The organism is Paenibacillus sp. BK720 (assembly GCF_011761545.1).
Lineage (GTDB): Bacteria > Bacillota > Bacilli > Paenibacillales > Paenibacillaceae > Pristimantibacillus.
In genome coordinates this window covers 1,412,776-1,428,913 of the sequence record NZ_JAASRQ010000001.1, presented here as the reverse complement: position 1 = coordinate 1,428,913, position 16,138 = coordinate 1,412,776, and the positions used below count along the sequence as shown (strand labels likewise).

The 16,138-nt window shown below is 52.6% G+C and carries 16 protein-coding genes; 2 read left to right on the top strand and 14 right to left on the bottom strand.

Going from position 1 to position 16,138, the window contains the following annotated elements; genetic code table 11:
* Positions 1-30: 30 nt before the first annotated feature.
* On the bottom strand, positions 31-246 hold the full coding sequence (locus FHT67_RS06405; RefSeq protein WP_165930593.1) for a LysM peptidoglycan-binding domain-containing protein: 216 nt from the start codon (positions 244-246) through the stop codon (positions 31-33).
* Between the two features lie 316 nt (positions 247-562).
* Between FHT67_RS06405 and lexA the strand changes: the two genes are divergently transcribed.
* Entirely contained in the window at positions 563-1,183 is a 621-nt protein-coding gene (gene lexA, locus FHT67_RS06400; RefSeq protein WP_127491293.1) for a transcriptional repressor LexA, read from the top strand.
* 131 nt (positions 1,184-1,314) lie between these two features.
* Complete coding sequence (locus FHT67_RS06395; RefSeq protein WP_132304998.1) at positions 1,315-1,509, top strand: PspC domain-containing protein; 195 nt, start codon at positions 1,315-1,317, stop codon at positions 1,507-1,509.
* Positions 1,510-1,631: 122 nt separating this feature from the next.
* Here the strand turns inward: FHT67_RS06395 and glnA are convergent, their stop codons facing one another.
* The 13 genes from glnA to mutL all read right to left on the bottom strand — a co-directional run bounded on the left by glnA (position 1,632) and on the right by mutL (position 16,138).
* On the bottom strand, positions 1,632-2,960 hold the full coding sequence (gene glnA, locus FHT67_RS06390; protein WP_132304996.1) for a type I glutamate--ammonia ligase: 1,329 nt from the start codon (positions 2,958-2,960) through the stop codon (positions 1,632-1,634).
* A gap of 86 nt (positions 2,961-3,046) precedes the next feature.
* Complete coding sequence (locus FHT67_RS06385; RefSeq protein ID WP_015844216.1) at positions 3,047-3,457, bottom strand: MerR family transcriptional regulator; 411 nt, start codon at positions 3,455-3,457, stop codon at positions 3,047-3,049.
* 77 nt (positions 3,458-3,534) lie between these two features.
* On the bottom strand, positions 3,535-4,830 hold the full coding sequence (locus FHT67_RS06380; protein WP_132304994.1) for a methionine gamma-lyase family protein: 1,296 nt from the start codon (positions 4,828-4,830) through the stop codon (positions 3,535-3,537).
* Positions 4,831-4,871: 41 nt separating this feature from the next.
* Positions 4,872-6,161 (bottom strand): GTPase HflX, encoded by a 1,290-nt coding sequence (hflX, locus tag FHT67_RS06375; protein ID WP_132304992.1) that lies wholly within the window; start codon positions 6,159-6,161, stop codon positions 4,872-4,874.
* Between the two features lie 22 nt (positions 6,162-6,183).
* Entirely contained in the window at positions 6,184-7,164 is a 981-nt protein-coding gene (locus FHT67_RS06370; protein ID WP_132304990.1) for an AAA family ATPase, read from the bottom strand.
* Between the two features lie 121 nt (positions 7,165-7,285).
* A complete protein-coding gene (locus FHT67_RS06365; RefSeq protein ID WP_167196473.1) occupies positions 7,286-7,945 on the bottom strand; it encodes a SanA/YdcF family protein in 660 nt (219 codons plus the stop codon).
* The gene (locus FHT67_RS06360; RefSeq protein ID WP_015844211.1) at positions 7,942-8,493 is read right to left on the bottom strand and encodes a ribonuclease FAU-1 family protein; all 552 of its coding nucleotides are present in this window, start codon (positions 8,491-8,493) and stop codon (positions 7,942-7,944) included. The genes FHT67_RS06365 and FHT67_RS06360 overlap by 4 nt, the downstream gene beginning before the upstream one ends.
* A gap of 218 nt (positions 8,494-8,711) precedes the next feature.
* Positions 8,712-9,326 (bottom strand): peptidylprolyl isomerase, encoded by a 615-nt coding sequence (locus tag FHT67_RS06355; RefSeq protein ID WP_132304986.1) that lies wholly within the window; start codon positions 9,324-9,326, stop codon positions 8,712-8,714.
* 17 nt (positions 9,327-9,343) lie between these two features.
* Positions 9,344-11,926 (bottom strand): penicillin-binding protein 1A, encoded by a 2,583-nt coding sequence (locus FHT67_RS06350; RefSeq protein ID WP_167196470.1) that lies wholly within the window; start codon positions 11,924-11,926, stop codon positions 9,344-9,346.
* Between the two features lie 154 nt (positions 11,927-12,080).
* On the bottom strand, positions 12,081-12,323 hold the full coding sequence (hfq, locus tag FHT67_RS06345) for an RNA chaperone Hfq (RefSeq protein ID WP_015844208.1): 243 nt from the start codon (positions 12,321-12,323) through the stop codon (positions 12,081-12,083).
* Positions 12,320-13,327: a tRNA (adenosine(37)-N6)-dimethylallyltransferase MiaA gene (gene miaA / locus FHT67_RS06340; RefSeq protein WP_167196467.1), complete on the bottom strand. Its 1,008-nt coding sequence runs from the start codon at positions 13,325-13,327 to the stop codon at positions 12,320-12,322. The genes hfq and miaA overlap by 4 nt, the downstream gene beginning before the upstream one ends.
* Complete coding sequence (locus FHT67_RS06335; protein WP_167196464.1) at positions 13,308-14,099, bottom strand: class I SAM-dependent methyltransferase; 792 nt, start codon at positions 14,097-14,099, stop codon at positions 13,308-13,310. Before FHT67_RS06335 ends, miaA begins: the two co-directional genes overlap by 20 nt.
* Positions 14,096-16,138, bottom strand: a complete 2,043-nt coding sequence (mutL, locus tag FHT67_RS06330) for a DNA mismatch repair endonuclease MutL (RefSeq protein WP_167196461.1) — start codon at positions 16,136-16,138, stop codon at positions 14,096-14,098. The genes FHT67_RS06335 and mutL overlap by 4 nt, the downstream gene beginning before the upstream one ends.

Sequence of the window (16,138 nt, the reverse complement as noted above, 5' to 3'; positions counted from 1 at the left end):
GTCCGAATTACCTGTCCTTTTCTATATCGCCTATCGAGGAATAATTAATACCTGTCCTGGCCGAAGCTCTACCGAGCTTAATTGGTTGCGTTCCTTAATCTTGTATATGTATTGTCTAATGTCTTTGGACCCCTCGTAAAAACGATCTGCAATCCCCCACAACGTGTCTCCCGCCGTTACGATAACGGTCTGCTCATTCGCTGCAGCCTCTTGAATGTGATCGGATGATGCATTCGTACGCATCATGAGGAAGCTCGTAAAAAGAAGGACGAACACTGCAGCGCACACAATAATCTTAAATGCATGACGTTGAACGTGATGCGCCCGTAACTTGAACGATTTAGCGGTTTCTTCCTTATGGATACTTTTATAAAAAGACGGATTCATAATCATGATTATCGCTCCCCGAACGTTTGTTCTGTTTTCTTATGTTCTTAGAATAACACGAACAAATGTTTGCAGTCAATAAAAAATGCGAACTTTTGTTTTTGAGAACTTATGTTTGTACGAACTCCGGTTCTATGCTATAATTTTCTACAAATATTATATTGGAGTGATTCACGTGTCTAAGATTTCGAACCGCCAACAGTCGATTCTTGAATTTATTAAGAATGAGGTTCGGGACAAAGGATACCCGCCTTCAGTTCGCGAAATCGGCGAAGCGGTTGGCCTGGCGTCAAGCTCCACCGTTCACGGCCATCTGGATCGGCTAGAGAAGAAAGGCCTGATCAGACGAGATCCAACGAAACCTCGGGCGATCGAAATTTTGGATCAAGACGGTGTTGACGGCATTATCCTCCCCGCTGTGGCTCAGGTACCGATTGTCGGCAAGGTAACGGCAGGCGTGCCGATTACGGCCACTGAGAATATTGAAGAATACTTCCCATTGTCTGCACACTTCGTAGGCGACGATGAAGTATTCATCCTGAATGTCATTGGCGACAGCATGATTGAAGCCGGTATACATAACGGCGACTATGTTATCGTCCGCCAGCAGCAGACCGCCAATAACGGCGATATCGTAGTAGCCATGACGGAAGACGACGAAGCGACAGTGAAGACCTTCTACAAAGAGAAGGATCATATCCGCCTCCAGCCGGAGAACTCCACCATGGAGCCGATTCGCCTGAACAACGTCACCATTCTCGGCAAAGTGGTTGGCTTGTTCCGCGACTTCCACTGACCTATTGATATAGAAGAGGCTGTTCCCGCTAATCCGAATTCACATTCGGTTAGGGAGAACAGCCTCTTTTTATTTTCCTGATTATGGTATGATCAAATGACTTATTCTGCTTGGTATTGAGGGGGTTAAGCGTGAAGAAGAAATTAACCAGGTCTTTGCTCAACAAATCCATAGCCGGTGTTTGCGGAGGAATTGCCGAATACTGCAACCTCTCCCCTTTATATGTAAGACTGTTGTTCCTCCTCTTTATCCCCTGCAATCTTATCGTCTACATCATTCTTGCTAACGTGATCCCCGCCAGTTCCCCGACTTTATACAGGAGATAGGTTGAAAATAAGGGGGGGTAATGTGGGCATATAGTGGGCACTCCCCTTTGTCCACGAATTAAATTAAAAATGCCCTCAAAAGAAAAATCCCCGGACGCTTAGAGCGCCAAGGGATTTCCTTCCTAGTACAGCGTCAGATACTGATCGCGTTCCCATTGATGGACTTGCGTTTTGTACATGTCCCATTCGATTTCTTTCAGTTCGTAGAAATGGGCAAGAGCATGTTCGCCAAGCGCATCGCAGATAACGTCGCTGCGCAGCATTTCGTCGAGCGCTTCCTTCAGATCGGAAGGAAGGCTTGGCACGCCGGATTCCAGGCGCTCTTCTTCCGTCATGATGTAGATGTTGCGGTCTACGGGAGCCGGAAGCGCCGTTTTGTTCTTGATGCCGTCTAGGCCGGCTTTCAGCATGACGGCAAGAGCCAGATAAGGGTTGGCCGCCGGATCCGGGTTGCGAACCTCGATACGGGTGCTAAGACCGCGGGACGCCGGGATACGGATCATTGGCGAGCGGTTGCTTGCCGACCAAGCTACGTAGCAAGGCGCTTCATAACCGGGAACCATCCGTTTGTACGAGTTGATCGTAGGGTTCGTAATAGCCGCCATTGCGCGAGCGTGCTCCAGGATGCCCGCCATGTAGTAACGTGCCGTTTGGCTAAGGCCCAGACGATCCTTCTCGTCATAGAATACGTTTGTGCTGCCTTGGAAGAGCGACTGGTGGCAGTGCATACCGGAACCGTTTACGCCAAACAGCGGTTTTGGCATGAAGGTGGCATGAAGGCCGTGTTGTCTTGCAATCGTCTTAACCACAAGCTTAAACGTTTGAATTTGGTCAGCTGCCTTAATCGCATCCGCATATTTGAAGTCGATTTCGTGCTGGCCGGGAGCCACCTCATGGTGGGAAGCTTCAATCTCGAAGCCCATTTCTTCCAGCGTAAGCACGATTTCGCGGCGGCAGTTCTCGCCCATGTCCATAGGAGCAAGGTCGAAGTATCCGCCTTGATCATTCAGCTCGGTTGTAGGCTCGCCGCGCTCATCCGTCTTGAACAGGAAGAATTCCGGTTCAGGACCAACGTTCATTGCCGTAAAGCCCATTTCTTCCGCTTCCTGCAGCGCACGCTTCAGAATGCCGCGCGGGTCGCCTGCAAACGGAGTTCCGTCAGGCATGTAAATATCGCAGATCAGACGGGCGACTCGGTCTTGCGCAACCCATGGGAATACGACCCAAGTATCCAGATCAGGGTATAAGTACATGTCAGATTCTTCGATACGAACGTAACCTTCGATGGAAGATCCGTCGAACATCATTTTATTGTCCAACGCTTTATCAAGCTGACTGACCGGAATTTCTACGTTTTTGATCGTACCAAGCAAATCGGTAAATTGAAGGCGGATAAATCGTACGTTCTGTTCCTCCGCAATGCGTTTAATATCCTCTTTTGTGTAGCTCACAGCATTCATCTCCTTCAAAAGAATTGTGAAGCAATTCTTGCTTCGTAAGCATACGCTTTACCTTGTTCGTTTAACAATAGGACATGCTACCGCTTGTTCAAGAAACGGGACAGCTGCCCTTGAATAAGCGAAGCCTGGCCAGGGCGTTTCTCCAGCAATTGCTGCTTGAGAAGGCGGTGCAGCTGCGCGTCGGAAAGCTCCTTGCGCTTCACTTCGGACTGCTCGCTTACGATTGTCGCATCGTCCGATTCTTTTGAAACCGGATTCATGACTTGCTTAATGCCGGCGATGTTAACGCCTTTTTCGATCAATGCCTTAATCTCCAATAACCGCTCTACATCATTAAAAGAGAACAGTCGCTGGTTGCCCGCCGTTCTGGCGGGAACAATCAATTCATGCTGCTCATAATAACGAATTTGACGCGCCGTTAGATCCGTCAGCTTCATTACGATACCGATCGGAAATAAGGCCATGTTTCTACGAATATCGTCACCCATGTCGCATCAACCTTCCAGTCGCTCATTTATACACCTATCATAACGCCCTACCAAAAACGTGTCAAGTTGTGTTAGGTTTAATTACGTTTAATTATGATAAGGCCGTCGCTTATGAGTCGACGTAACGCTGTAAGAACACCAAACTTCGCATGGGCAAACGTCAAGCCGCCTTGCATATAAGCGATATAAGGCTCGCGGATTGGCGCATCCGCAGACAATTCGAGACTACCGCCCTGAATAAACGTACCTGCCGCCATAATGACGGGATGCTCGTATCCCGGCATGTCCCACGGCTCCGGCACAACGTGCGAATCCACCGCCGCAGCCTTCTGAATGCCTTGCACAAAAGCGATCAGCTGCTCCGCACCGCCAAAACGGACGGCCTGTATGAGATCCGTACGCGGCTCGGACCAATGAGGTTTCGTCTCGAAGCCAAGCTGCTCAAACATCGCCGAAGCAAATACGCTGCCTTTAACCGCTTGTCCAACCAGATGCGGCGCCAGGAACAAGCCCTGATAAATACCTCGCAGCGTGTCCAGCATTGCGCCCACTTCACCACCGATGCCGGGCGCAGTAAGACGAAAAGCGGCTTGCTCCACCGCAGCGGCAGTACCCGCGATATATCCCCCTGTGGAAGCAAGTCCGCCTCCCGGGTTTTTGATAAGCGAACCTGCCATGAGATCAACCCCAACCTGGGTTGGTTCAAGAAGCTCGGTAAATTCCCCGTAGCAATTATCCACGAACACGAGCACATCCGGCTTGATCTGCTTCACCCGCTGAACCATATCTCCGATCTCGGCAACGGTAAATGACGCTCTCCAGCTGTAGCCTCTAGAACGTTGTATGCCGATTACCTTGGTCCGCTCGTTGATGCTGGCTTCAATATTAGCCCAATCCAGACTTCCGTCCTCGTTCAGGGCCACTTCGTTATAACGAACGCCCCAATCCTGCAAGGAGCCTGTCCCGTCTGCCGGCTTGCCGATCACCTTGTGCAGCGTATCATACGGCTTGCCTGTCATGTAAAGCAGTTCATCCCCTGGCCGGAGCACGCCAAATAACGCGCACCCGATGGTGTGCGTGCCGGATACGAAATGCGGGCGCACAAGCGCCGCCTCTGCCCCAAATACATCCGCGTAGACCAGATCAAGCACTTCGCGGCCCCGGTCATTGTAGCCATACCCCGTTGAGCCGGTAAAATGAAAATCGCTGACCTGATGCCGCTGAAAAGCGCGAATCACCTTCCACTGATTTTTTTCCGCGATGCGGTCAATGGAGCGAAGCTGGCCGGCAGCCAGCTCCTCCGCTTCATCCGCTAATTTCTCAAGTTCATCCCATACGGACGGATTGTCTTCTTGTTGATTGTTGTAACTCATTTTAAGCCTGTCTCTCCCTTAGTTAACGTAACCCAATTCTATTATTCAATATAGGGCTGAAGCTTGTGGCCGTTTTGCTCGTAAGCCTGACGGCTTACCTGCACGGTGAGACGCAAGGCTTCGCCATCCTCGCTCACTTCATTGCCCACGACTTCCCCGCTCCGGTACGCAAGCGCAATCAAGTCGCCGCGGTCGGCCGGCAGGACGAAAGTAACCGTGTCGCCGGTCAGTTTATCCTGAATTTTATTCCGAACCAGCTCAAGATCATCTTTTTGATAAGCGCTGATAACAAGCGTATCCGTGCCCGGCGTCGGCAATTCCACATGATTCTCTTCGCACAGGTCCTTTTTATTGAAGATCGTCAAGCTGGCAGTTCCCGCAGCTCCTAGATCGCCAAGGATTTGTTCCACGACTCTCATCTGCTCCTCGCGCATCGGCGAGCTGCCGTCCACGACATGCAGTACCAGATCAGCCTCCAGTACTTCCTCCAGCGTCGCGCGGAATGCCGCCACAAGGTCATGGGGAAGGTTCTGAATAAATCCAACCGTATCCGTCAGAACGACTTCGCGGCCGTTTGGCAGCTCCAGCGTGCGGGAAGTCGGATCAAGCGTGGCGAACAGCTGATTCTCCACATAGACGTCAGCGCTCGTCAATTCCCGGAGCAGCGTGGATTTCCCGGCATTCGTATAGCCTACAAGCGCAACCTGAATCACGCCGGATTTCTTCCTTCTCTCCCGGTGCAGCTTCCGGTGGCGGACCACTTCCTCCAGCTGTTCCTTCAAGTCGGAAATCCTGCCTCTAATATGCCGCCTGTCTGTCTCAAGCTTGGATTCGCCGGGACCTCTCGTTCCGATCCCGCCTCCAAGCCGCGACAGATTCTTGCCGTGGCCAGACAAACGCGGAAGCAAGTAGCTGAGCTGCGCCAGCTCTACCTGAATGATCCCTTCGCGCGTCTTCGCCCGTTGGGCGAAAATATCCAAAATAAGCTGCGTCCGGTCCACAATCTTCAGATCCAGCGTTTCTTCCAGATTCCGAACCTGCGCGCCCGACAGCTCTTGGTCAAAGATTGCCGTTGTTGCTCCCAATTCGTCGGCGATCGCTCTTAGCTCTTCGACCTTACCCTTGCCGATGAACCACTTGGTATCGGGAGCTTCTTTATTTTGCACCATCGTAGTCAGCACTTCGGTTCCCGCCGTCTCGGCAAGCGCCACCAGCTCCTCGAGCGAATGCTCGGGATCGCTGATTCCCCGTTTAATATCGGGGGTAACCAGACTGACCAAGACAGCGCGTTCCTGCATGGCAGTCGTCGTATTGAATGTTTTTTCTCGCATGATTGCTCCTTCTAGAGTGGAGTTATTTCGTTTCCCATTTGAAGTCCTCCGGCTTGATCGCCATCAGCTCCTGCTTTGGGGGAATGCTGTTGGAATATTGATTCAGCAGCCTGACAGCCTGATATCGGATTGATTTCTCGATAATATTCCGCACGTATCTGGCGTTGCTAAACGAGAATATGTCGCTCATCTTCTCCTGAATCAAATGCTGCCTTAACTTAAATATGGACTGCGGCATCAAATTATAATCCCTTTCCTTCGCCATCAGCTCGGAAATTTGGATCAATTGGTCAATCGAATAGTCAGGAAAATCGATTTGGATCGGAAACCGCGAAGGCAAACCGGGATTCGTCAGCAGAAAATGATCGATCTCCGCCGGATATCCCGCCAGGATTAACACAAACTGATTGCGGTGATCCTCCATTGCTTTTACCAGCGTATCGATGGCTTCTTTGCCGAAATCCTTCTCCCCGCCCCGCGCAAGGCTGTACGCTTCGTCCACGAAGAGAACGCCGCCAATCGCTTTCCGTACCATATCCCGCGTTTTCTGGGCCGTATGCCCGATATATTCGCCAACCAGGTCAGCCCGCTCCACTTCGATCAGATGCCCCTTCGATAGGACTCCCATCTTCTGAAACAGCTTCGCCACGATTCTGGCTATGGTAGTCTTGCCTGTTCCGGGATTCCCCTTAAAGATCATATGGTAGACATGGGATCCGCCTGACAAGCCGGCTTCCGCACGCATGCGGGTTATATATAAAAGCGCGTAGACTTCATATACAAGAGCTTTCACATTGTCCATGCCAACCATCGGCTCAAGCTCTTTCTGAATATCGGCAAAATGGTCTCCCGGCGGGAGCGGCTTGACGGCTGGCAGCGGTTCATTATCGACTACAGGCGCAGATGCCGTCATCTGGACCGGTTCCTGGCTTCTTAACACCACATTAATTTGACGGGACGGCCTTGCTCCGTTATTCGATCCCGACATGACATGTCCGCTCATCTATTGCATCACCTATCCTTCGCACCGTCACTAGCGTTTGGCATGCCGGTAAGATAAGCCCGGCATATCCCGCTTCTAACAAGTGTATTCTATCGGAATCGGTCATATTAACAGATTTTATTTAAGGATAGTCGGGAGAACGGTAACCAAAATGCAGCAGGACCGCATCCACCTTCCACTTGGCATACGCCAGCACTTCGCGCGACTGGTTCTTGAACGGGCTCAGCACTTCGGAATGAAAGGCTGCGGCCTGAACATTCTCGTAATCGAGATAACGGGCCATTTCCATCGCTCTTGGCGCATGATAATCGTGAGTCACGATCAATAGCTTATTCAAGCCATGCTCCGCGGCAATAACTTTACTGTTCAGCAGATTCTCGTATGTACTTCGCGCCGCATTATCAAGCAGCATCTTATCTTCCGGAATTCCCTTGGCAAGCAGATAGACCCGCATCCCTTGCGCTTCGGTCAGCTTTGATCCGTTGCGGTCAAGGCCTCCGCTCAAAATAAGCATTTTCACCTTGCCGTCCTTGTACAGCTTGTCCGCAAAATCGAGACGCTCTTTCAAAGCCGGACTCGGTTTGTCCGACCACAGGGAAGCGCCCAGCACGATAGCGGCATCCGCTTGTTCGACCGGCTTGGATTCGTCGTAGCTGTTAATCAGCCATATCAGGTACCCGCAGCACAATACCCCGAGCAGACATAATCCGACAAAGAGACGAAACAGGAGCAGCCCGCGCCGTTTGCGTGACTTGCTCCCCGTCTGAACGATACTTTTCATGATTCTCTTAGCTCTCTCTCCGTCAAGCTTTTACGATGCTTCAAGCTGAGCGTGAAATACCGGAACCGGCCGTTCCGGATACTGGAAAGCAATCTTCCTGCTGTCTTTCTTGCAAGCGCCGCTTCTTTCCCCGTTACCTCTCCGTCACGGAGAGCTTCCTCCAGCTCATCCTCATCGAGAAGAAATACTTCCCCGCTTGGCAGCACGACAACATCCAGATAAAGGTCGTCAAACCATGGCACATGCTGATCCGTCAGCCCTTGCGTTTTGCAAATATCAATGTACCATTGCACCACTCGGCCTTTATCGTCAAACATCGTTGTCACGACAAAATGCTCGCCCCGAGGAAAATGCTGCATCCATAAATAACCGCGGTCCGCCAGACATAAACGCCGCCCGTTATATTCCTTCCATAGCGGCTCACGCAACTCATGAATCCGGTAAAACGTGACAAGACCTTTGAATTCATCATTGTCGAGCGCCAGACAATTATAGCTTTTGCGTATAATGCGACGCCAGTTTGCCCGGTCCGAAAATTTTCGTTTCATACGGAACGTACCTTTCCGCTTGAGATAAGCCTGTAATACTTGGCTTTCGATGATGATGGATAGCGTTGTAAAAAGCTTACCATAACTTAACGCTCATCTCCACTACGCATGAAAAATAAACCAAGCTTTTCACAGGATTTAGGTGACAGCCGGGCCAAAAACAAAAAACGGGACAAAGCGGACAAACCGCTTTATCCCGTTTAACACCGGTTTATTCTTTACGTTTCCACTATCGTAACCGTATTAATAATGACCTTATCCTGTGGTACATGTTTGTCGTTTACCGGTGTTTTGGCAATCTCCAGCACCGTATCCATACCGCTGTCAACCTTGCCGAAGATGGAATAAGTCGGCGTCTGGTTCAAGTTCAGGGAGTCGGGACCGGTACAGATAAAAAACTGGCTGCCTCCCGAGTTCGGTTTCCCGCCGTTCATCATAGCGACTATTCCAGGCTCGAATTTCAGGCTGGTATCAAACTCATCCGGTATCGAATAACCCGGATTTCCTGTTCCATCGCCCTTCGGATCCCCGCCTTGAATCATAAACGATTCGATAATGCTGTTAAACGTAAGGCCGTCGTAATAACCGTTACGCGCGAGAAACACAAAATTGTTGACCGTTACCGGCGATTCCTCCGCATAGAGCTTTACGGCGAAATCGCCTTTGCTGGTCGAAAATTTGGCGGTGTACTGTTTATTCAAACTGATCGACATTTCCGGCATCTTATCCCATTTCAGTCCGGGCGAGCCGCCGGATGAGCCGCAGCTGGTTAATAATACGGCTACTGCTGCGATTATGATGATGCTCCAAGTAAATTTCCCCAGCTTGCCCATATTCCAAGTCCAGCTCCTTACGCTTTGCCGCCTGCACTTCCGGCTTCGTTTTTGTCAGTGGTTCCCTTCCCCGTTACCGTTCCGTTCCCGGATCCGGGATCGGCCGATTCGATCGGCCCCCCGGCACCTTGGTCAGGGTTCACAGTTCCGTTGCCATTCCCGCCGCCGTTTCCGTTCCCGTTATTGCCTGGACCTGGCGAGACGGTGCCGCCATCGCCGGGCGTCTCCGACTCCACCGGCTGATTCGGATCCGCGGATGGCGGAGGCGATACTTCCCCTCCGTTGTTTCCATCGCCCGGAAGTTCGCCGTCGGACGGCTGATCCGGCTCCATAGGCTGCTCCGGAATATCCACTTCGGTCTCCGGCACATCGATCGTAATCGTGTCGGAAGGTTTGCTTTCCTTATCTTCTTCCGCGTTATAAGCCACAACATAGTATTGATACTTCATGCCCGGGAATACGGTCATATCGTCTACCGTATTGTTAGCTACGTCCACGAATACGGAGTACTCCGATTGTTCCGAGTCCTTGCGGTATACGCGGTAAGTAACTCCTTCGCTGTTCGCCGGCGCGGTCCAGGACAGCTGCACCTTCGCCTGGTCTTCCAGGAACACCGCGTTGAAGTTTGTAACCGGCGCTTGTTCTTTCACTTCCTGCTTGATGCCCTCAGGCTGTTTGAACGAGGACTTCGGCACATTTTTCATGGCTTGCTTCATAACCTTGCCGAACATCGCCGCGGCTTGCGAGCTGCTCTTCTTGATGACGTGCTGCTTGTCTGTAATATCGTAACCCATCCAGACGGCAGCGGTCCATTCCGGTGTGTAACCGACGAACCAGGCGTCGCGGTTGGCGCTGGAGTTGAAGTTAGGAATACCGTGCTGCGACGTGCCCGTCTTGCCCGCAACCGGACGGTCGATCCGGGCACCCGTACCCGTACCGCCTTTCTCCAGAACGGTCTGCATCATTTGCGTCATATACCAGGCTGTCTCCGGCTTCATCAGCTGCTTCGCCGCCGGCGCATGGTACGTGAATACTTTTTTGTTCGCTGCGGTCTCGATCTTCGTGATCGTATGCGGATCAACCGATTTGCCGCCGTTTGCGAATACGCTGTAAGCTTCCGCCATTTGCATCGGCGTTACCCCTTGCGTCAGACCCCCGAGCGCAATCGCAAGGTTGCGGTCCTCCGGAGCAAGCTCCATGCCCAGCTTCTTGGCAAAGGCAATACCGTTGCCTATTCCAACCTGGTTAAGGGTCCATACAGCCGCAAGGTTGCGGGATTCCTTGATTGCTTCCTGCATGGTTACCGGACTTGCTCCATGAGGATCCCTTGGACAATAGTTGCCGAAGCATTTTTGCGAATCCTGATTTAGGACCGTCCAAGGATAATAATCCCCGGTTTCCAGCGCGGGGCCGTAAGAGACGATCGGCTTAAAGGCGGAACCAGGCTGGCGCTTCACTTCTACGCGGTTCAAGCCCTTGCGGACGTAATCCCGTCCCCCGGCCATCGCCTGAATCGTGCCGTCCCGGTGATCCATGATAATCATGGCGCCTTGCGCCTTCTGATCGTCCGGACTCTTCTCGAAGTTGCTGTCATCCGCGAATTCCTTCTCGACGGCTTGCTGGGCCGTCGGGTTGAGAGACGTATAAATGCGGTAGCCGCCGATACGAAGCTCATCCTCGGTCATTCCCGGCATGACTTTAACCGCTTCTTCGATGACGTAATCGACATAAGCTTTGTAAGGATCGCTTTTCTTTTGATCGAGGTTAGCCGGCGGCTCGTAAACAACCGCTTTCGCTTCCTCCATTTCCTGCTGCGTAATCAATTTTTGATCGTACATCAGCTTTAAAATGACAGCCCGCCGCGTCATCGAGGATTCGGGGTCATTAATCGGATTGTAACGGTTTGGCGCTTTAGGCATTCCCGCAAGCGTGGCAATCTGCCATAGCTTCAAATCCTTCAGATCCGTATCGAAATAATAATCCGCCGCGCCCTTAATACCGTAGATCCCTTTGCCGAACGGAATCCGGTTCAGGTACATCGTCAAAATCTCCTGCTTGGAATATTTATTCTCAAGCGCTACCGCAATGGAAGCCTCCGTCGCTTTGCGGAAGAAGGTTTTGTCCGCGGTCAAAAATATATTTTTGGCGAGCTGCTGGGTAATGGTACTCGCGCCCTCCACTTTGCTTCTCGCGATAACGTCCTTCACGACGGCGCGTCCGATGGAGAAGAAGTCAATCCCGGAATGCTCGTAGAACCTTTGGTCCTCCGTTGCAACGAAAGCGTCCAGCAGCAGCTTCGGCATCTCGTCATATTCGGCAATTTCCCTGTTCGCGCTTGCGTCGTACAGCTTGGTCACTTCGTTGCCGTTTGCATCATATATAATAGACGCTTCGCCGAGCTCAAGCTTATCCGCATTTTCCGTCAAGATCCGTTCGCCGTTCAAGGTAATAAACAAATAACCGATGATTCCGCAGACGATGGCAAACACGATGGTGAAGAAAAGAGCGAAAAACCATTTACGGGGCGTCATTTTCTTCTTTTTCTTAACGGACCCGCGCTTCGCCTCCTTCACTTTGCTTCGTCTTGGTTGTTCAGCCATAAGGTTCCCTCCAGTTGTTCCAAAATCTGTTTCTTTACCCTTCAATATACCCCGGAATGAAAAGAACAACCCTGCTGGAGCGGGTTGTTCTTGCCTTCCGCTATCAAGTTAAACGTTACCTGCAAGAAGAAGGTTTCACAAATAACGTTACGTTCTATGCTTCCGAAGCACTGTTGTCTTGCATTAAGGATACGTTACGCTGAGGAGTAAACGTCGAGATCGCGTGCTTGTACACCATTTGCTGACGGCCTTCGCTGTCAATGATGATCGTAAAGTTATCGAACGCTTTAATAACGCCTCTGATCTGAAAGCCGTTCATTAAGAAAACCGTAACCGGAATGTTGTCTTTACGCAGTTGGTTCAAGAAAGTATCTTGAATATTGATCGATTTGTTCATTGGACGTTACCCCCGTCTAAAAAAGATTGATTAGAAGTATATTCAAGATTGACTTGAAACTTTCCTGCTATTATACCATGAATCCGCCGCAAATTGTTGTGAAAATTTTCCCCCATGTCGATCCACTCGATATCCTTCATGTGCCGGAACCAGGAAAGCTGGCGTTTGGCGAACCTTCTCGTATCCCGCTTCAGCAGCTCCACCGCCGCCTCAAGCGTGCATTCGCCGCGCAGGTACATGACGATTTCCTTGTAGCCAAGCCCTTGCATGGCAAGGCTGTCCTCCGCCACGCCGCGGTCCAGCAGTCCTCTTACTTCCTCGACGAGTCCATCCTCCAGCATTTGATCAACCCGCTGTTCGATACGCGAGTAGAGCACTTTTCTATCCATGGCGAGACCTAGTATACACAATTCGTAGGGCGATTCTTTTTTCTGTCTTTCCAGCTGCGCAGACATCATCTCGCCGGACAGATGAAAGATTTCAAGCGCGCGGATGATGCGGCGCTGATCATTCGGGTGCAGCCGTTCGGCGGATTTCGGGTCTACCGCGGCTAGTCTGGCATGGAGCGCTTCCGCGCCGTGCTCATCGGCATATCGCTGCTGCTCGTCGCGGAATGCGGGATCCGAGCCGTTTTCGTTAAATTCAAAGCCGTAGCAGACGGATTCAACGTAAAGTCCGGTGCCTCCCACGATAAAAGGAAGCTTTCCTCTTGCCGAAATATCGGCAATCGCTTCTCTGCAATGCTGCTGAAAGTCCGCGACCGAATAAGCCTCGTCCGGTTCGCAAATATCGATCAGATGATGGACGATCCCTTGCCGCTCGGCTAGAGGCAGCTTGGCCGTGCCGATATCCATTTCCTTGTATACCTGCATCGAATCGCCGGATATGATCTCGGCGTTCCATGCTTTGGCGAGATCGAGGCTGAGCTGTGTCTTGCCTACAGCCGTCGGTCCTACCAGAACAAGCAGCGGCTGCTTGCGTTCCTTATTTGCTGCTTCCTGCAACCTCTATCACTCCATAAGCTATTTTCGACGTATTCACATGCCGCCGTTCGAATCCAAGCCGTTCGAATTCCCCGCTCTCGCGGTGCTCCTTCATGACGACGGTCTTGCGCGCGACCCTGATCGCCTCCCGCACGGCTTCCACCGTCAGCGCACTGCCGTTGGCCAGCTTGCGCAGCGGCTCCAAGGCGCTGGATTCGTGAATCGGCTGCCGGAACATCGGATCGAAGTATACGATATCGACGCTGTTGTCCGGAAGTCCCGCCAAATATTCGGCATGATTAACGTTGATCATTCGGATTCTGCGCATGGCTGCATCCACATCCGTTAAGCCGGACTGATAGCCGGCCAATCCTTCGCGCACGACCGCGCACAAGACCGGCTCGCTTTCTATGGCCGTCACCGCTCCCGTCTCTCCTGCCGCGTACGAGAATACGAGAGAATCCGCGGCAAGACCGGCGGTACAATCTATGACGATGTCTCCCGGCTTACAGCCCGTCAGATCAAGCAGCGGATCGCTTTCTCCGCGCCGCAGTCTCTTCACCCTTACGAATGCCATGCTGGGATGAAAATAGAGCGGCGACTCCGTCTGGCCGTCGTAATAGCGGACTTCCTTCTCCGTTACGACGATCAGCCGGATCACAGCCATCCTTTCCGCCATCTGGCGAAGCGTCTGTTTGCCTCGCGGTACGTACTGAGCGGACAGCTCTCCCGCAAGCCTTCTGGCTGTCGATAACGCCCGCTGAGACGGCTTGTCGGAGGTAGTTACAATCATGACATCACCCGTTTAAACATTTTTTCAAGCTGATAAGTCGAAAGATGAACCACAATCGGACGGCCATGCGGACAGGTATAAGGCTGGTTGCAGGCCGCGAGTCGGGCCAGCAATGCTTCTCCCTCTTCACGGGTCTTCCGGTCGTTGGCTTTAATCGACGCTTTGCAGGAGCACATAATCGCCGCTTTTTCCCTGAGCTTCGCGATATTGATGGACTTGCGTTCGCTTAGCAGCAATTCTGCCATTTCCTCGATAATGGCCTGCTCCTCGCCCTGCGGGAACCATTCCGGGTACGAGCGGATAAGAAAAGTCTGCGCCCCAAAGGGCTCCAATTCAACTCCGGCTTCCTGGAATAAACCGGTCATGCCTCGCAGCTGCTCCGCTTCGCCGGATGTAAATTCCAAGGTGAGCGGAACGAGAAGCTGCTGGCTTGCCGCTTGCGGATTGCCGAATTTCCGGAAGTAATATTCGTAATTAATCCGTTCATGCGCGGCATGCTGATCGATCAGATACAGACCTTCCTCAGCTTGCGCCACGATATACGTGCCGTGCAGCTGCCCGATCCAGTACAGCTCCGGGAAAGCCGGCGTACCGTCCGGCCGCTCCTTCGTCTCTCCGACTGGCGGCTCCGAATCAGGGGCCTGGGATGGGGCTGCCGTTTCTTCCGGTGCCTGCAGCGCCGGCGCGGCTTGCTCCCAGGGAGCCGCTGCTTCGCGAACGGATATGTCGCGCTGCTCCGCGGGCTTGTACAAACGCTCCGCCGCATCCTTTGGCACGTAATCGCGCTTCGGAAGCTGAGGGAACGACGGATTGTAGGCTGAGCCCGTCCCAGCTGACGGTAACGATGATGAGCCGGCCGGTCTGCTTGGATTATAGGCGCTTGACGAACGGGCGGAACCGCCCGAAGCTCCCGACGGACCGTCGGCACTGGGTGGCGTCCGTTCCTGTCCCCAAGGCATCGACAGCGGATCCGGCCGGTGGAAGGAGATCGCATCCTGTACGAACATCGGCTTTTCCCGTTCTCGCTTTTCGGCCGGTCCCGGAATATGCCTGACCTGTCCGAGGGCGCCTTTTACCGCCTGCTCCACCAGCGTTCTCAGCTCATTTTCTTTGCTGAAACGGACTTCCATCTTGGAAGGATGCACGTTCACGTCAAGGAGGCTTGGATGCATGCCGATCTCCAATACCACGATCGGGAAGCGGTTGATTGGCAGCAGCGTATGATAAGCCTGCAGGATGGCCTGATTGACCGCATGACTGCGGATGTAGCGGCCGTTCACGATCACGGTCATGCCGTTGCGGTTCGCCCGCGTCAGCTCCGGCTTCGATACGTAACCGCGCAAATCGTAATCCGACGTCTCGCCTTCCACCTTCAGCATCGCCTTAGCCGTATTCGTTCCATACACGGCCGCGATAACTTGCAGTCTGTCCCCCGTGCCAAGCGTCCGAAGCAGCACCGAACCGTTATGCTTCAGCGTGATCGCGATACCGGGATGCGCCAAGGCAATCCGGTAGACGTAATCGGTTATATGTCCAAGCTCCGTCTGGATGGCCTTCATATATTTCAGCCTTGCCGGCGTATTGTAAAATAAATCCCGCACCGACATATCGGTGCCTTGAGGGGCGTTGGCAGGCTCGCTCGCCGTAACCGTTCCGCCTTCTATCACAAGGCGCTGGGCTAGGCCCGTCGAATCGGTCGACGACACGCATTCGAGCCGCGATACGGCCGCGATACTCGGCAGCGCCTCGCCGCGGAAGCCAAGGCTTGCGATCTTGAACAAATCGCTGCTGGACGAGATTTTGCTCGTGGCGTGCCGTTGGAACGCGGTTTCCATATCCGCCGGCTCTATGCCCGCGCCGTTATCGGTAACCCGAATAAACGACAATCCGCCTTCTTCGATCGTGATATCGATAACGGAGCTGCCGGCATCAATCGCGTTCTCGACCAGCTCCTTGATGACGGACGCAGGCCGTTCCACGACCTCGCCCGCCGCAATCTGGTTGGCAAGCTGCTCGTCCAATACCTGGATTTTCCCCAT